Below are 14,323 nucleotides of genomic sequence, written 5' to 3'. Positions count from 1 at the left end.
CTACTTGTACCAGGGCAGCGTGCGCCGCAACGACACGATCTCGCCCCCGCCGGCCGCATCGTAGCCCGGCTGGGCCTCGACGAGGCGGCGGAACCCGTCGCTGCGCAGGGCGTCGAGCACCGCGCGCATGCCCGGCAGCTCCAGCCCATCCTTGAGGCACACGAGGAAGTACTGTTCGTGCATCAGCGGCACGAAATCGAGGCCGAAACGCCGCGCCGCGGCGCGCAGCCCGAAGCCGCAGTCGGCACTCCCCGCCGCGACGTGCGCCGCGACCGACAAGTGCGTGTGCTCCTCGGTCGCATACCCTGCGATCGCCGCCGGCGCCATGCGCGCCCGCGCCAGCAGCTCGTCGAACACCAGTCGCGTGCCGGAACCCTTCAGCCGATTCACGAACACGATGTCCGTCCGCGCCAGATCCTCCAGCGCCGCCAGTCCGCGCGGGTTGCCGGACGCGACGATCAGGCCCTGCTCGCGCCGCGCGAAGCGGATCAGCTTGTGCACGCCCAGGCGCAGCTCGCGTCCGATCGCAGCGTGGATCAGCGATCCGCGCCGGCACAGTTTTTCGTCGTCGAGCGGCAGGTGGATGCCGGCGAGCGTGCATCCGCCCGCGTTGAGCCGCTGCAGCGCCTGCGTGCTGCCGACGTACTCCACGTCCAGCAGCACCCGCGCATCGCGCAACATCGCGTCGCGCAGCCCGCCGAACAGCAGATCGTGGCTCGCGGCGCTCGGCAGCACGTCGAGTCCGGGATCCACCGCCAGCAGCAGCTCGCGGTCGAGCAGGCCCGCGAGGGTTTCCGCCTGCGGCAGCAGCCGCGCCAGCGCCCGCTTCTCGGCCCACAGCAACCTTTCCCCGAATTCCGACAGCCGCGCCGCGCGCCCCTGTCCGCCGGCGATCAGGTCCTGGCCGAACGCCGCCTCGTGCCGCCGCAGTTCGCCCCACAGGTGGCGGTAGGACACCCCGAGCTGCTCCGCGGCCTTCGCGATCGAGCCCTGCACACGGATCGCGTCGAGCATCGCCGTCAGCGGATTGCTCAGCTGCAGGGGACCGCCCGGCTGCGCATCCTCGCTGCCGGCGACGAAACGGTAATCGAGTGTCACGCCCATGCATCGAGCTTAACCGAAAATTCCCGCGCCCCTGGCTGCGGCGCTGCGCGTGCGCGTGCGCGCCGACAGCGCCTGCACAAAAAGCAACACGCATTTCTGCCGGACCGGTCTGCGCCACGCCAGACGGATCGAGCGATTCCCCGATCGCGACCGCTGCCGCACCCGACGTGGCGGCGAACCAACCTATGCACGACCATGCATAAGTCACCGGATCACACACCACGTCATCCGCCACCGCCCGCGCACGTTTTGATACAAGGACTCCTGCCCCGCGCGTGAGGCGCGATCGATAAAGAACCACGGAGACCCTTCATGGCAAGTCTGTTCCGTCCCCTGCTGCTCGCCTGCGCCTGCCTGCTCGGCATCGCCGGCGCCCATGCCGAAGACAGGTTCATCACCGTCGCATCGACGACCTCGACCGAACAGTCCGGCCTGTTCGGCCACCTGCTGCCGCGCTTCGAGCAGCAGTCGGGCATCAAGGTGCGCGTCGTCGCGCTCGGCACCGGCCAGGCGCTCGACACCGCGCGCCGCGGCGACGCCGACGTGGTGTTCGTGCACGATCGCGCCGCCGAGGAGAAATTCGTCGCCGAAGGCTACGGCGTCGAGCGCAAGGAAGTGATGTACAACGACTTCATCCTCGTCGGCCCGAAGGCCGACCCGGCCACGGTCGCCGGCGGACGCGACATTGTCGAGGCGCTGAAGAAGGTCGCGGCCGCGAAGGCGCCGTTCGTGTCGCGCGGCGACAAGAGCGGCACCCACGCCGCCGAGCTGCGCCTGTGGAAGCTCGCCGGCATCGACCTCGAACAGGCCAAGGGCCCGTGGTACCGCGACTCCGGCTCCGGCATGGGCCCTGCGCTCAACATGGCCGCCTCGCTCGGTGCCTACATCCTCGCCGACCGCGGCACCTGGCTGTCGTTCAAGAACCGCCAGGATCTCGTGATCGCGGTCGAAGGCGACAAGCGTCTGTTCAACCAGTACGGCGTGATCCTCGTGAATCCCGCGAAGCACCCGCACGTGAAGCGCGAACCCGGTCAGCAGTTCATCGACTGGATCGTCTCGCCCACCGGGCAGAAGGCCATCGCCGAGTACACGATCGGCGGCGAGCAGCTCTTCTTCCCCAACGCCGCGCATGATTGACCGGTCAACGAAAGACCGTTCGGGCTGAGCCTGTCGAAGCCCTGCCATTACCCTTCGACAGGCTCAGGGCGAACGGATGTAGTAGCGACAAGGTACGCGGGCACGCGCAGCGGCCGTGCGCGCGGCGATTTGTGCCGCCGACGGGCACACCCCTTGATTCGCGTCAACGCGGGCCGGACGCTGCGGCACTATGGTTGCGGAGCTTTTTTCCCCAGCCCCCGCCATGACCTCCAATACGAAAATCGAACTCGTCTGCCCGGCAGGTAGCCTGCCGGCGCTGAAGACGGCCGTCGACCATGGAGCCGACTGCGTCTACCTCGGCTTCAAGGACGCGACCAACGCGCGCAACTTCACCGGTCTGAACTTCGACGCCAAGGCGATGACCGAAGGCGTGCGCTACGCCCACGACCGCAAGCGCAAGGTGCTGGTCGCCCTCAACACCTACCCGCAGGCCGGCAACTGGTCCGGCTGGACCGCCGCCGTCGACCGCGCCGCCGATCTCGGCATCGACGCGATCATCGTCGCCGACCCCGGCCTGATGGCCTACGCGCAGAAGAAGCACCCGCAGCTGCGCCTGCACCTGTCCGTGCAGGGCTCGGCGACCACCTACGAGGCGATCAACTTCTACGCCGAGCGCTTCGGCATCCAGCGCGCGGTGCTGCCGCGCGTGCTGTCGCTGCCGCAGGTGCAGCACGTGATCGCCAACACCCAGGTCGAGATCGAAGTGTTCGGCTTCGGCGGCCTGTGCGTGATGGTCGAGGGGCGCTGCGCCCTGTCCGCCTACGCGACCGGCGAATCGCCCAACTGCAACGGCGCCTGCTCGCCGGGCAAGCACGTGCGCTGGGAACAGACCCCCAAGGGCATGGAAACCCGCCTCAACGGCATCCTCATCGACCGCTTCGACGACGGCGAGCGCGCCGGCTACCCGACGTTGTGCAAGGGCCGCTTCGACGTGAACGGCGAGACCTACTACGCGATCGAGGAGCCGACCAGCCTCAACACGCTGGAACTGCTGCCGGATCTCGCCCGCGCCGGCGTGCGCGCGATCAAGATCGAAGGCCGCCAGCGCAGCCCCGCCTACGTCGCGCAGGTCACGCGCGTGTGGCGCGAGGCAATCGACCGCGTGATGCGCGACGCCGACAGCTTCGCCGTGCAGCCGGCGTGGATCGCCGAACTCGACAAGGTCTCCGAAGGCCGCAGCCATACGCTCGGCGCGTACTACCGGCCGTGGAAGTGAAAACCACCATGAAAATCGCTCTGGGTCCCCTGCTCTACTACTGGTCGCGCCAGGAAACGCTCGACTTCTACGCGCAGATCGCGCAAAGCCCCGCCGACATCGTGTATCTCGGCGAAACGGTGTGCTCGCGCCGCCACGAGCTGCGCGCCGACGACTGGCTCGACGTCGCGGCGATGCTCAAGGCTGCCGGCAAGGAAGCCGTGCTGTCCTCGCAGTCGCTGATCGAATCCGAATCCGACCTCAAGGCCCTGCGCCGCATCGTCGCGCAGGACGAATTCCGCGTCGAAGCCAACGACATGTCGGCGGTGCAGCTGCTGGCGAAGGCCGGACGGCGCGACTGGATCGCCGGGCCGACGCTCAACATCTTCAACCCGCACACGCTGTCGATGCTGGCCGAAGCGGGCGCGACGCGCTGGATGGCGCCGCCCGAGATGTCGGGCGCGGTGCTCGCCGAGCTCCTCGCCTCCGGCGCCCCCGCGATCGAGACCGAAGTGCTCGCCTGGGGGCGGCTACCGCTCGCGCACTCGGCGCGCTGCTTCACCGCACGCCACTTCAACCTGCAGAAGGACACCTGCGAGTTCCGCTGCCTCGGCATGAAGGACGGCCTGGTGCTGCGCACGCGCGAGGGCGAGCCCTTCCTGACGCTGAACGGCGTGCAGACGCAATCCGCACGCGTGCACAACCTGCTCGGCGACCTGCCGCAGCTGCGCGAAACGGCACAGGTACTGCGTGTGAGCCCGCAAGGCGACGACACCGTGCGCGTGCTCGAACTCTTCCGCGACGCGATCGCCGGCACGCTGTCGCCGCAGGACGCCTTCGGCCAGAGCAAGGCGCTGATGGTCGAAGCGCCGTGCAACGGCTTCTGGCACGGCCGCCCCGGCGTCGAACAGTACGTCTCCGCCTGAATCCGTCTTCCTGGAGTACACACCGATGAGCAGCTTCCGCATCCCGGCCTTCACGCTCCCCGCGCCGCTCGCGCGCATCGCGTCGTACCTGCCGCAGCGCCCGCCGACCCTTGCGCTGACCACCGCGCTGAACCTCGCGCTCGGCCGCGTGTTGTCGCGCGAGGACCTCGAACCGCTGACCGGCCGCCACCTGCGCATACGGGTGCGCGACGCCGGCCTGACGCTCGACTTCACGCTCGGCCCGCGCGGCTTCGTGCCGCTGTCCGCCGGCGGCGAGCCCGACCTCACGCTGACCGCCAACGTGCGCGACTACATCGCGCTGGCGCTGCGCGAGGAAGATCCCGACACGCTGTTCTTCGGTCGCCGCCTGCTGATGGAAGGCGCGACCGACCTCGGCCTGCTGGTCAAGAACACGCTGGACGCCATCGACTGGGACGCCCTGCACGCCGAGTATGCGCCCGCCAGCGTGCTGCGCCGCTTGAACCCCCTCACGCGCAGCCGTCCGCAGCACTCGCTCGGCGCTCACTGACGCACGCACGGGGCGCCGGCCGCCGGGCCGCGCCCCGCTCCCCGCCCGTTTCCGGGCGATCATCGCCCTCGCGTCCACGGGCTGGCGCCGCTTCATTCGACCCGCTCGGTCCCGCCGTTGAAGTTCTTCATGTAGCGGAACACCAGCGCCGCGCGCGAACGCACCCCCAGCTTCGCATAGACCGTCTTGAGGTAGGAGCGCACGGTGAACTCGCTGATGCGCAGCCGATCGGCCACCTGCTTGGTGAGATAGCCCATGCACAGCAACTGGACGATCTGGAGTTCGCGGCTGGTCAGGACCTTGGCAATGTCCGACGCCGCACTGGAAACGGGATCGGCGGACAATTCCGCGTCGCCACGCGCGGCGGGCTCCGCGACCACCGCGTAACGGTGTCCCTCGAACTCGAAGTGGGCGACCTCGCCGTCGACATAGGTCAGGCGCACGCCCTTGGCACCCGCGGTGGTGCGGTGGCCGGGAATCAGGCCGTCGACCAGCACGACGCGGCACATGCGGCCGGCGAGTTCGATCTGCCCGATTTCCCGCTCGGCGGCGACGCACACCGCCCCTGACGCGGCCTCCCGGACATGCCGGCCCGCGATCGGCCGGAGTTCGTCGTCGCGACGGACCGTCACGGCAGAGACACCCGTGCGACGCCAGACGGTGCCCGATGCACGGTCCTGCAGAAACTGGGCTGCATGACTCATCCTCTTGCCTGTCCGCAGGAACACGCACGCTCCCCCGCAAGCTCTTCGCTCGCGGCACACGCGTTCTCACGGAATGTCCGACGCAGCACCTTGAGAGCACAGGCAAGGCTGCGCTCGGCTGCTAGGCCGGGGCGACCCGTCGTTCTGCCGGGGGGTGCGACGCATCCCTTTGGTATGAAGTTTTTGTCTTTTTGGCATAGACCGGGGGAAAGCGCAACCCCCAGAAGACGGTATAAACGGGCTACTCAAATTGGGCTAGCGCGCACGTGCGCAGGCATCCGCGCGCCCCTTTCCCACTGTGCCCGTGGGGGCCCGTGCAAATCCCCGCGCGCACGTCGGCGCCCCCGCTCGCACTAGCGGCAACGTGCGATTTCGCGACCCGCCGGACCTGCCTAGAGTGCAGCCATGGCGGGTTCGGGCACGTGCCCCACGGTGGGCCGGGCCGTTCCCTCCCTTCGTCCGAATCGATTGCGGAGGCATGCGATGGGACCATTCGACACGAACATGATGGATGAGGCGGACGCGGTCGGTGACGACATGGGCGAACCCGCTGCGTTCGACGAGGCGGACCCCGGCGACGGCTACGGCGCCGATCCGTTTGCCGACGAGTATGACGCGACCTCCGGCGACGAAATGTCCGGCGACGAAGCCGACGCGATGGACGACACCGCCATCGACCTGGGGGACGGTGCGGCCGAGGGCGTCGACGACATGGCGCTGTGGAACGCGTTCGAGGAAGAGGTAGCGGACGCGCTGGATGCGGCGGACGACGACGAATTCTTCGGCCGCCTGCTGGGCGGACTGGGGCGCGCCGCCGGCGTGCTGAGCCGCGGACTGGGCGGCGCTGCCGGCGTCGCCGGTCGTGCCCGCGGTCTGGCGCGCCAGGCGGGACGTGTTGCCGGACGGGTCGGCCAGGTGGCCGGGGCGGTGTCCCCGGCGGCGATGGCCGCCGCGCGGCTGGCCGGCATGCTCGGCGCACCGGGCGCGGCCAGCGCCCTCGGACAGGTCGGCCGCGTCGCCCAGGGCGTCGGACGCGCGGCGGGCCACGCCCGCGGGCTGGCCGGCTCCTTCGGTCAGGCGGCCGGCGGCGCGCAGGGACTCTTCGGCCAGCTCAGTCAGCTGCTGAGCCAGAGCCAGGGCTCGGACGACGCCTTCGATGCGGTCGCCGATCTCTATCTCGAGGACGGCATCGACGAGGCCTTGCCCGCGGCGGTCGGCCTAGCGGCACGTGCGGCGGCCCGCGGGCTGGGGTTCCGCAACGTCGGGCAGCTGTCGATGGCGTCCCGCCGGGCGCTGGTGCGCGGTGTGGCCGCCGCGGCGCGCGAACTGGTGCGTTCGCGCGGACCGCAGGCCGTGCGCGCGCTGCCGCGCCTGGCCCGCTCGGCGACACGCGTGGCGCAGCGTCAGGTGCCGACGCCGCAACGCGCCGTGCAAGTGGTGCGCCGCGGCCTGCCTCAGGCGGCGCGGCGCGTCGCCCGAAGCCCGCGCATGGTCCGCCAGCTAAGCCAGCCGCGCAGCCCGCAGCCGCTCGCCCGCCCCACGGACATCGGCCACGGCATGCCCACCGGCGCCCCCGCCGGGCGCCGCACCCTCCACATCGACGGGCCGGCCACGCTGACGATCACCCCCCGTTGACCCTTGCCGCTGAAAGGAGAACACCATGGACCGATTCGAAACGGATGTGATGGACGACCTCATGGACGAGGCGGCCGAGGGACCGAGCCGCAGCTCGATGGATGCCTACGACGAGTTCGAGGATGACGCATTCGACTCGGGCGATTACGGCGACGAGGGGGACGACGAGTTTCTCGGCCGTCTGCTCGGCGGCGTCGGGCGCGTGGCGGCCGGATTGTTCGGCGGCGGCGCGGGAGGTGGAGCGGGAGGTGGCGCCGAGTTCGATGAATACGATGAAGGCGACGAGTTCGAGCTCGCCGACGCGGGCGACGACTTCGCCGCCGACGACTGGGATGCCGCCGAGGACATCGACGCGATGGACGACGCCGTAGCGGACGCGATGGACGCAATCGACGGCGACGAGTTCTTCCGCCGTCTCGGGCGCATCGCCCGTGGTGTCGGCCGCGGCATCGGCCGGGCGGCACGCGTGGTGGGCCCGATCGCGAGCATGCTGCCGATCCCGCAGGCACAGCTGATCGGCCGTCTTGCCAACGTCGCCGGGCGCCTGCTCGCCGACGGTGCCGACGAGTTCGAGGTCTTCGACGAACTGGTCGATGGCCTGGACGAGGACGGCATCGACGCCGCCGCACCGGTGCTTGCCGGGATGGTGGTCCGCCGCGCGCTGCCGGCCGTCGCCCGGGCGGCGCCCCAGGTACGTCGCGCCGTCGTGCGCGGCGTGGCGCAGGCGGTACGCACCGCCGCCAGGCGCCAGGGCCCCCAGGCGGCACGCGCCGTGGCACGCGCGGTGCGCGCAACGCGGCGCATCGTGCAGCGTCGGCGCATCGCACCACGCGCCGCCGCGCGAGTGGCGACGCGCGTCGCACAGCAGGTCGCGCGCCAGCCGCAGGCCGTGCGGCGGCTGGCACGTCCGCTGGTCGCCCCGGCACGCCGCGCCACACCGCGCGGACAGGCTGCACAGGTGGTGGCGCGCACGATCACGCCGGTCGCCCGTCAGCTCGCGACGACGGTCACGCGCCGCGCGCCGGCTGCGATCGTCGCCGGCTGCCCGCACTGTGGCGTGCGCACGATGCGCCTGCGCGGGCCGGTGACCATCACGATCCGCGGACGCTGAAGCGGACGGCGTTCGAGTGCCACGGGGAGCGGACATCATGGACCTGCGGCGATTCCTCCAGGCCAAAATCAACGGGCTGTCGGCCCGCCTGTCGCGGCTCGCGCGGATCGACAATGCCTTTGTCGGCCTGCGGCCGCAGGACATGCCTTACGCGCCGTCGCCGCGCCACTTCGAGGTCGCCAACGAGCACCTGGCAACCGTCGAACAGCGGATCCGCGCGCGCTTCGCGACCCTGCACGACGGCTGGGAACGGCGCCCGCCGCAGCGGGTGCTGATCGACGTCGCGCTGGTCGAGCGAGAACTCGATCGCGCACGGCGGCTGTTCGGGATGTTCTACGAAGTGTTCGCCCAGCGCGGCACGAGCTTCGGCCCCGCGCTGGCCGCCCACGACGCCATCGCCGAGGACTGCTACCAGGCGATCCGCCAGGCCGCCCCGCGCATCTTCGACGCGCCGCTGCTCAAGCCCGTGTGCTACATGGAGCACGGCTATTCGCCCGCGACGATGCGCCGCGGCGTGCAGCTGTCGCGCCTGCTGGGCGAAGCGAACCCCTTCCCGCTGATCCGCATCCCCTGGGATCGCGACCAGCCCTGGCAGTCGGTGTTTTTGCACGAGGTCGCGCACAACCTGCAGGCCGACCTCGGCATCTGGCAGGAGAACCGCCAAGCCGTGTTGCGCCGGATCATGGGCAGGGCGCGCGATCCCTTCCTCGCCTCGGTGTATGGCCGCTGGCACAAGGAGATTTTCGCCGATCTCGCGGCGATCCTGCTCGGCGGACCGGCAGCGGCATGGGGGATGGCGGACTTCCTCGCCCACCCGCAGCCGCGCACGATGACCTACCGCCCGGGCGGCGCGCATCCGACTGCCTACCTGCGGGTGTATCTGCTCGCCGAGATGATGCGGCGGATGGGCTTTTCCGGCGACGCGACGAAACTGCTGCGCGTGTGGCAGGAACTCTACCGGCCGCAGCGCGGCCACCGCATCCCCACCGCCCTGATGAGCAGCGCGCCGCGGATCATTCCCGACGTCGTCGACGAGATCGCGTTCCAGACCCGGCGCAATCTCGCACAGCGGGCGCTCGTCGACATCATCCCCTTCGGTCGCGAGGACGAAGCCGCGATCCGCGAAGGCGCGCGCGAGATCGAAGCCGACGGGCGGCCGCAGCTCGCGCCACGCCATCTGGTCAGTGCGGCGCACTACGCGCTGGGGCGCGGCCGCATCACGGCCCCGGTGCTCGCGCGACGCGTGATCGCGCAACTCAACGGGGCGAACGCGCAGCGCGCACCGCTGCGACTGGTCGCATAGCGCAGGTCCAGCCTGTCCCACCACGAGGATCCCAACATGCCCAGCTACGCCTCTCCCTCATCGAATGCGACTGCCCTCACGACCAGTCAGGATCGTCTGGTGCTGGACAACCTGATCCGGCGCGAACTCAAGGTGGGCGATCCGAGCGACCCGCAGCAGGTCGCGCAGGCGCTGCTCGAACGCTACCGCGGCGACCCGCGCGCCCAGGCCATCACGCAGGAATCGCGCGGCCTGCCCTTCCTGCAGGCGATCGCGCCGGTGGCGAGCGTGGCGGCACAGTCGGCGGCCTGTGGCGCCGAGTGGCAGCAGGCGACCGACGACATCGAGAGCGACCTGCGCAGCCTGACCGCGGACGCGATCCTCAAGGACGTGAAGCCCGAACTGCACGGCTGGGCGCAGGCGATCCGCTCCGCGCTGGCCGAAGGCTACAACGCCGCGAAATTCGCGCTCGACCCGCGCAACCGCGACAAGGGCCTCGCGATGCGCCGCCAGCTCAACGACTACGCGCGCCTCGCGCGCCTCGTCGGCGCGCACACGCCGGCGCTGGTCGCGAACTTCCGCAAGTTCGCGCAGAGCCTCGACGAGGCGGCCAACCTGCTGCTGGTGATCATGGGCGAGGCGCTTGCCAACGTGGGTTTCGGCGGCGGGCGCTACCTGCCGCAGGTGGCCTACAGCGAACTGCAGACGCGGCGCGACGCGGCGATCTACGCGCTGCGCAACCTCGTCGGCAGCACGCAGATGGCCTACGGCCCGGAAGACTGGCCGCGCGGGCTGGACGCCTACCGCCAGCTCACCGAACTGCTGGAGGCACAGGGCCAGAACGACCTGCGTTCGCTGCTGGTGGAAACGGAACTGGCGCGCACGATGGACGAACTGGTGCAACGCAGCGGCGACACCACCGCCGACGGGCTGCGCGCGGTCGGCTCCACGGCCCTGCTCGCGCTCGAGCGCTTCCGCCGTATGGTGCGGGTCGCGCGTCGCGGCATCAGCCCCGAGTCGCCCGCGCTGTATGCCTACCTCGAGGCGCTGCAGCTCTTCGCCTCGGCCTTCGACTCGGCGGGCGGCTTCCGCCTGATGAAGATCGCCCGTCCGCCGATCCTGTTCTACGGCCTGTACGGCAACACCGGCATGGACGACGCCGACCGGCGCCTCGTGGACCTGATCACCCGCCGCGGCATGCTCGCCGAGACGCTCGATTGCCTTGCCGAAAGCTGCTGCACCAGCAACCGTAGCTGCCTCGTGCTGCTCGACAAGGTGCTGTACGACCTCGACCGTGCGATCGACCTGTACGCACTCGGCTTCGCGAACTTCGGCGCGACCGAACGGCGCGCGTCGGCCTACGGTTTCGTGATCGATGCCGTGGTCGATGCGGCCGGTCCGTGCCGCACGCCGGCCGCGACGGCGCTCGACCAGAAGCTGATCGACCGTCTCGAGGATCTGGCGGACGACGTGCTGCGCCCATCGATCGACATCGCGACCGACGAAGGCATGCGTAGCGCGGTGCGTCGCATCCGCGATCTCGCAGCACAGATCATCGCGGCACTGGGGACCGCCGGTCTGCCCGACAGCGACGACGTCGCGAACCGGCGGGCAGCACTGCCCGCAGCTTCGACCGGCAGCACCGACGCCATCGCGCTGACGCGCCTGTACGCGGCCATCGTACGCAGCGACGCGCGGCTGCGGGCGGCCGACGTCTTCGTCGAGGGCGACGGCGAGGTCACGGCCTACGTCGGCGTGATCGAGCAGGAGCTGTGCCTGCAGCGCGAGATGGAGACGCGCTGGGACAACCTCGTGCATACGATGGTCGCGAACTGCGGCACGATCGACGTCTCGCTCGGCCAGTTGCGCGAAGTGGTCGACTTGGCGACACAAGCGGTCGTCGGCGAGGTGTGCCGCGAAGAGGCACCGATCGACCTGCCGCCCGCACTGGAAACCTCGTTCGACACCCTCGTCGACAGCGTCGAGCGCACCGGCCTCGGCCGCCCGAACCGCGTCGCGGCGCTGCAGAAACGCCGCTAGGCATCCCGCGTCGAGATCGCAAGGAGTCACGCCATGCTGGCCTACATTCCCAAGTTCCACGAGCGCGTCGATCGCGCCCTGTCGCGCGCCGTGGGCGGCAGCGTCGGCGCGCTGTCGGACATCCGCAGCGCCGTCGTCACCAAGCTGCCCGCTGCGATTGCCTCCGTGGCGCAGGACACCGCCGAGATCCGCGGCAAGGTCGATGCGATCCCGGCACGCATCGACCAGGCCACGACCGACACCCTCGTGCAGGTCAAGGCCGATCTGACAACCACCGCCGACCGCATCGTCAGCGAGCTCCGGCCCCAACCGGTACCGCCCCCGCCCTCGGACATCGATGCACGGCTCGCCCCCGCGCTGCGGATCCTGATCCAGGCGCAGGCCATCGCGCTCGACGCCACGCCGGACGAGACCGTGGGCAAGTCGAAGCAGTTCAAGGACGACGTGGCGATCGAAGCGCTGCGCACGTCGGACGCTGCCGGCACTGCAAGGGAGGTCCTTACGGAAACACTGAAGGACCGCTTCGACCAGGCCTTGAAAAAATTCGACGACCCCACGCCCGCCCACCGCGCCCGGCGCTGGAGCGAAATGCAGCAGCTGTGCGCGGAGATTGCCGCGCTGCGTATCCAGGACGACCAAGGAAACGCCTGACGCCCGTCTGCCCCCAGGAGCGAAACCATGAGCTTCCAGACCACCGAAACCATCCAGCGCCTTTGGGAAACCTTCCTGCGCGACCAGCTGGCGAACCTGCCGCCCGAGCAGCGCCAGCCCTTCGAACAACAGTTCGAACAGCGCTTCGGCGAACTGCTCAAGGGCGCGGCCAACGGCAGCGGGCGCGACGGCTTCCTCGACCTGATCGGCTTCGGCGACGACGGTGCGCCGGAGTTCGACCAGATCGCCTATCCGTACATCCAGCCCGACTTCGACGACGCCGTCGTGCCCAGCCAGCTGCACGCGGCGGCCGAGCTGTACTACATCTACCAGCACGAGCGCATGAAGATCTTCCAGGTCGTCGAGGTGCTGCTGCGCCTCTTCCGCCTCGGCAAGATGCGCATCCAGCGCGGCCCCGGCGCACGCGGCCTGTACCTGCTGCAGAAATGGACGCCGCTGCGCTATACGCTCAACGACCGCATGATCGCGTACCGCCGCGCCTTCAACTACGGCACCGCGCAGGCGCCGGCGGGCGCGGTGGTGAACCGCAACTTCCATCGCCAGATCGTCGGCTTCATGGTCGCCGTCGGCCAGTACTTCCGCGACCTGCTGATCGGCGAGGTGATCCGCGGCGGCCAGCTCATCGAGCAGCGCCCCTTCGGCAGCGTCGCCACGGTGCAGCGCATCGGGCTGGACCTGCGCTACGCGCTCGACCGCTCGACCTACGGCAACATCTTCGCGCTGGCGATGGAGACCGGGCATTACCTGAAGACCGTGCTGCAGCTCCTCGACGCGCCCGACATCAAGAAGGCCTTCGACGCCAACACGAAATGGGACGTCGTCGAGATCGTCTCCAACCGCCACCTCGGCGGCGTCGCCGAACCCTCGCAGCGCGCCAAGATGGCCGAGAGCGGGCGGCGCATCCTGCAATTCGTCGCCGACAACGACTTCAAGACGGCGATCGACCCGATCCTGTTCCAGAGCGTGATCCGCCCGATGGGGGCCCACGCCGAGGCCTGGGTCGCCGCCTACCGGATGACCCCGGAAGGCCGCGGCTTCCCGGGCGTCACGCCGGCGCTCAAGAGCGTGCTCGGTGTGCCTCAGCCGGTCAGCGCCTGAACGGCGACCGCGGGATGACGTGCGATGCTGGCCGACGATCTCCTCGTCTCGGTGCGCAGCCGCAAGCTCGCGTGCGTGCTCGATCCCGCGCTGGTGCTGGGCTCGTCCTGGGGCCTGGAGCTTGCGCTGCGGCTCACCTACGTCACCGAGCCCTGGCTCACGCGCGCCTTCTGGCAGCTCATCGATGCGAGCGAACTGCTGATGCCGCGCCTCGCGCACGAGGATGCGCCCGATCTCCTCGCCCCGCGCAGCGAGGTCCTGCAGGCGTGGATCACCCTGCGCGACCGCACCGACGCCGGCTCCTGGCCGTTCCGCTGGGTCGGCGACCGCTTCGCCGAATCCCAGCTCAAGGACCATGCCGACGCGGGCCTGGTCGACCGCTACGAACGCCTCGCCGAGAGCCTCGCCGACCGTGCGGGCGACGCGGGCAGCGACATCGCGCGCGGCTGGCCGCCGCTGTGGGACCCGCTGCAGGCGAGCCTCGACACGCTCGCCCTGTCCGCAGCCCTCGACGCCGCCATGGTGCTGACGGCACGCGTGCGCGACGAGGAACCTTGGCCCGTGCGCGCGCTGCACCGACTCGACCTCGACACGGCGCTGCTCGACCCGGTTCCGCCCGAATCGCTGTTCGCCGCCGAACGGACCCTGCTGCGCGACGCCCTGGCGGCGGCGGGACTCGCCAGCATGGCGCAGCGCCTGCCGCGTCTCGCGGTCGTGCACATGATGACCGGGGACGCAGGATCCCTCTCGCAGCCGGCCCCCGCGGGAGGCGTCGATGGCGAAGACGCGACCGCCAAGCCCCCCCGCGCGGCGGCCGACCCGTGGCGCGATGCCCGCGCCTGGTGGTACTTCGTCTAGCAGAACGGGAA

General features: G+C 70.2%; 13 protein-coding genes. 11 read left to right on the top strand and 2 right to left on the bottom strand.

The window, feature by feature from the left end; genetic code table 11:
• Positions 1-1,104, bottom strand: a complete 1,104-nt coding sequence (locus BW991_RS20390) for a substrate-binding domain-containing protein (protein ID WP_076603955.1) — start codon at positions 1,102-1,104, stop codon at positions 1-3.
• Positions 1,105-1,416: 312 nt separating this feature from the next.
• Here BW991_RS20390 and BW991_RS20385 point away from each other — a divergent pair, with 312 nt between their 5' ends.
• From BW991_RS20385 to ubiT, 4 genes are all read left to right on the top strand, one after another.
• Positions 1,417-2,241, top strand: coding sequence for an ABC transporter substrate-binding protein (locus BW991_RS20385; protein ID WP_076603954.1), 825 nt, complete (start codon positions 1,417-1,419; stop codon positions 2,239-2,241).
• A 223-nt stretch (positions 2,242-2,464) separates the two neighbouring features.
• Positions 2,465-3,478: a ubiquinone anaerobic biosynthesis protein UbiU gene (gene ubiU, locus BW991_RS20380; protein WP_170879141.1), complete on the top strand. Its 1,014-nt coding sequence runs from the start codon at positions 2,465-2,467 to the stop codon at positions 3,476-3,478.
• 8 nt (positions 3,479-3,486) lie between these two features.
• Positions 3,487-4,383, top strand: a complete 897-nt coding sequence (locus BW991_RS20375) for a U32 family peptidase (protein ID WP_076603952.1) — start codon at positions 3,487-3,489, stop codon at positions 4,381-4,383.
• 25 nt (positions 4,384-4,408) lie between these two features.
• Positions 4,409-4,912 carry a ubiquinone anaerobic biosynthesis accessory factor UbiT gene (ubiT, locus tag BW991_RS20370; protein WP_076603951.1) on the top strand — a complete coding sequence of 168 codons (504 nt, stop codon included), beginning with the start codon at positions 4,409-4,411 and terminating at the stop codon, positions 4,910-4,912.
• Positions 4,913-5,004: 92 nt separating this feature from the next.
• On the opposite strand, the gene BW991_RS20365 is transcribed toward ubiT, so the two are convergent.
• Positions 5,005-5,616, bottom strand: a complete 612-nt coding sequence (locus tag BW991_RS20365) for a helix-turn-helix transcriptional regulator (RefSeq protein ID WP_084205171.1) — start codon at positions 5,614-5,616, stop codon at positions 5,005-5,007.
• Between the two features lie 483 nt (positions 5,617-6,099).
• Here BW991_RS20365 and BW991_RS20360 point away from each other — a divergent pair, with 483 nt between their 5' ends.
• From BW991_RS20360 to BW991_RS20330, 7 genes are read left to right on the top strand one after another with little or no spacing between them, the layout of a single operon-like run.
• Positions 6,100-7,251: a hypothetical protein gene (locus BW991_RS20360; RefSeq protein ID WP_076603950.1), complete on the top strand. Its 1,152-nt coding sequence runs from the start codon at positions 6,100-6,102 to the stop codon at positions 7,249-7,251.
• Positions 7,252-7,276: 25 nt separating this feature from the next.
• Positions 7,277-8,362 carry a hypothetical protein gene (locus BW991_RS20355; protein WP_076603949.1) on the top strand — a complete coding sequence of 362 codons (1,086 nt, stop codon included), beginning with the start codon at positions 7,277-7,279 and terminating at the stop codon, positions 8,360-8,362.
• Positions 8,363-8,399: 37 nt separating this feature from the next.
• The gene (locus BW991_RS20350) at positions 8,400-9,665 is read left to right on the top strand and encodes a hypothetical protein (RefSeq protein ID WP_076603948.1); all 1,266 of its coding nucleotides are present in this window, start codon (positions 8,400-8,402) and stop codon (positions 9,663-9,665) included.
• Positions 9,666-9,701: 36 nt separating this feature from the next.
• Positions 9,702-11,684: a hypothetical protein gene (locus BW991_RS20345; protein WP_139335968.1), complete on the top strand. Its 1,983-nt coding sequence runs from the start codon at positions 9,702-9,704 to the stop codon at positions 11,682-11,684.
• A gap of 33 nt (positions 11,685-11,717) precedes the next feature.
• On the top strand, positions 11,718-12,335 hold the full coding sequence (locus BW991_RS20340) for a hypothetical protein (RefSeq protein WP_076603946.1): 618 nt from the start codon (positions 11,718-11,720) through the stop codon (positions 12,333-12,335).
• Between the two features lie 27 nt (positions 12,336-12,362).
• Positions 12,363-13,454 carry a hypothetical protein gene (locus BW991_RS20335; RefSeq protein WP_076603945.1) on the top strand — a complete coding sequence of 364 codons (1,092 nt, stop codon included), beginning with the start codon at positions 12,363-12,365 and terminating at the stop codon, positions 13,452-13,454.
• Between the two features lie 24 nt (positions 13,455-13,478).
• Positions 13,479-14,312 (top strand): hypothetical protein, encoded by an 834-nt coding sequence (locus tag BW991_RS20330; protein ID WP_076603944.1) that lies wholly within the window; start codon positions 13,479-13,481, stop codon positions 14,310-14,312.
• The last annotated feature ends 11 nt before the right edge of the window (positions 14,313-14,323 follow it).

This window comes from Aromatoleum tolulyticum (assembly GCF_900156155.1).
GTDB classification, from domain to species: domain Bacteria; phylum Pseudomonadota; class Gammaproteobacteria; order Burkholderiales; family Rhodocyclaceae; genus Aromatoleum; species Aromatoleum tolulyticum.
The sequence above is the reverse complement of the archived record's forward strand: the minus strand, read 5'-3'. Positions and strand labels throughout refer to the sequence as shown.

Coding starts and splice junctions, on each gene's coding strand:
- BW991_RS20390 (WP_076603955.1), bottom strand. CDS start 1,104: ATGGGCGTGACACTCGATTACCGTTTCGTCGCCGGCAGCGAGGATGCG.
- BW991_RS20385 (WP_076603954.1), top strand. CDS start 1,417: ATGGCAAGTCTGTTCCGTCCCCTGCTGCTCGCCTGCGCCTGCCTGCTC.
- ubiU (WP_170879141.1), top strand. CDS start 2,465: ATGACCTCCAATACGAAAATCGAACTCGTCTGCCCGGCAGGTAGCCTG.
- BW991_RS20375 (WP_076603952.1), top strand. CDS start 3,487: ATGAAAATCGCTCTGGGTCCCCTGCTCTACTACTGGTCGCGCCAGGAA.
- ubiT (WP_076603951.1), top strand. CDS start 4,409: ATGAGCAGCTTCCGCATCCCGGCCTTCACGCTCCCCGCGCCGCTCGCG.
- BW991_RS20365 (WP_084205171.1), bottom strand. CDS start 5,616: ATGAGTCATGCAGCCCAGTTTCTGCAGGACCGTGCATCGGGCACCGTC.
- BW991_RS20360 (WP_076603950.1), top strand. CDS start 6,100: ATGGGACCATTCGACACGAACATGATGGATGAGGCGGACGCGGTCGGT.
- BW991_RS20355 (WP_076603949.1), top strand. CDS start 7,277: ATGGACCGATTCGAAACGGATGTGATGGACGACCTCATGGACGAGGCG.
- BW991_RS20350 (WP_076603948.1), top strand. CDS start 8,400: ATGGACCTGCGGCGATTCCTCCAGGCCAAAATCAACGGGCTGTCGGCC.
- BW991_RS20345 (WP_139335968.1), top strand. CDS start 9,702: ATGCCCAGCTACGCCTCTCCCTCATCGAATGCGACTGCCCTCACGACC.
- BW991_RS20340 (WP_076603946.1), top strand. CDS start 11,718: ATGCTGGCCTACATTCCCAAGTTCCACGAGCGCGTCGATCGCGCCCTG.
- BW991_RS20335 (WP_076603945.1), top strand. CDS start 12,363: ATGAGCTTCCAGACCACCGAAACCATCCAGCGCCTTTGGGAAACCTTC.
- BW991_RS20330 (WP_076603944.1), top strand. CDS start 13,479: ATGCTGGCCGACGATCTCCTCGTCTCGGTGCGCAGCCGCAAGCTCGCG.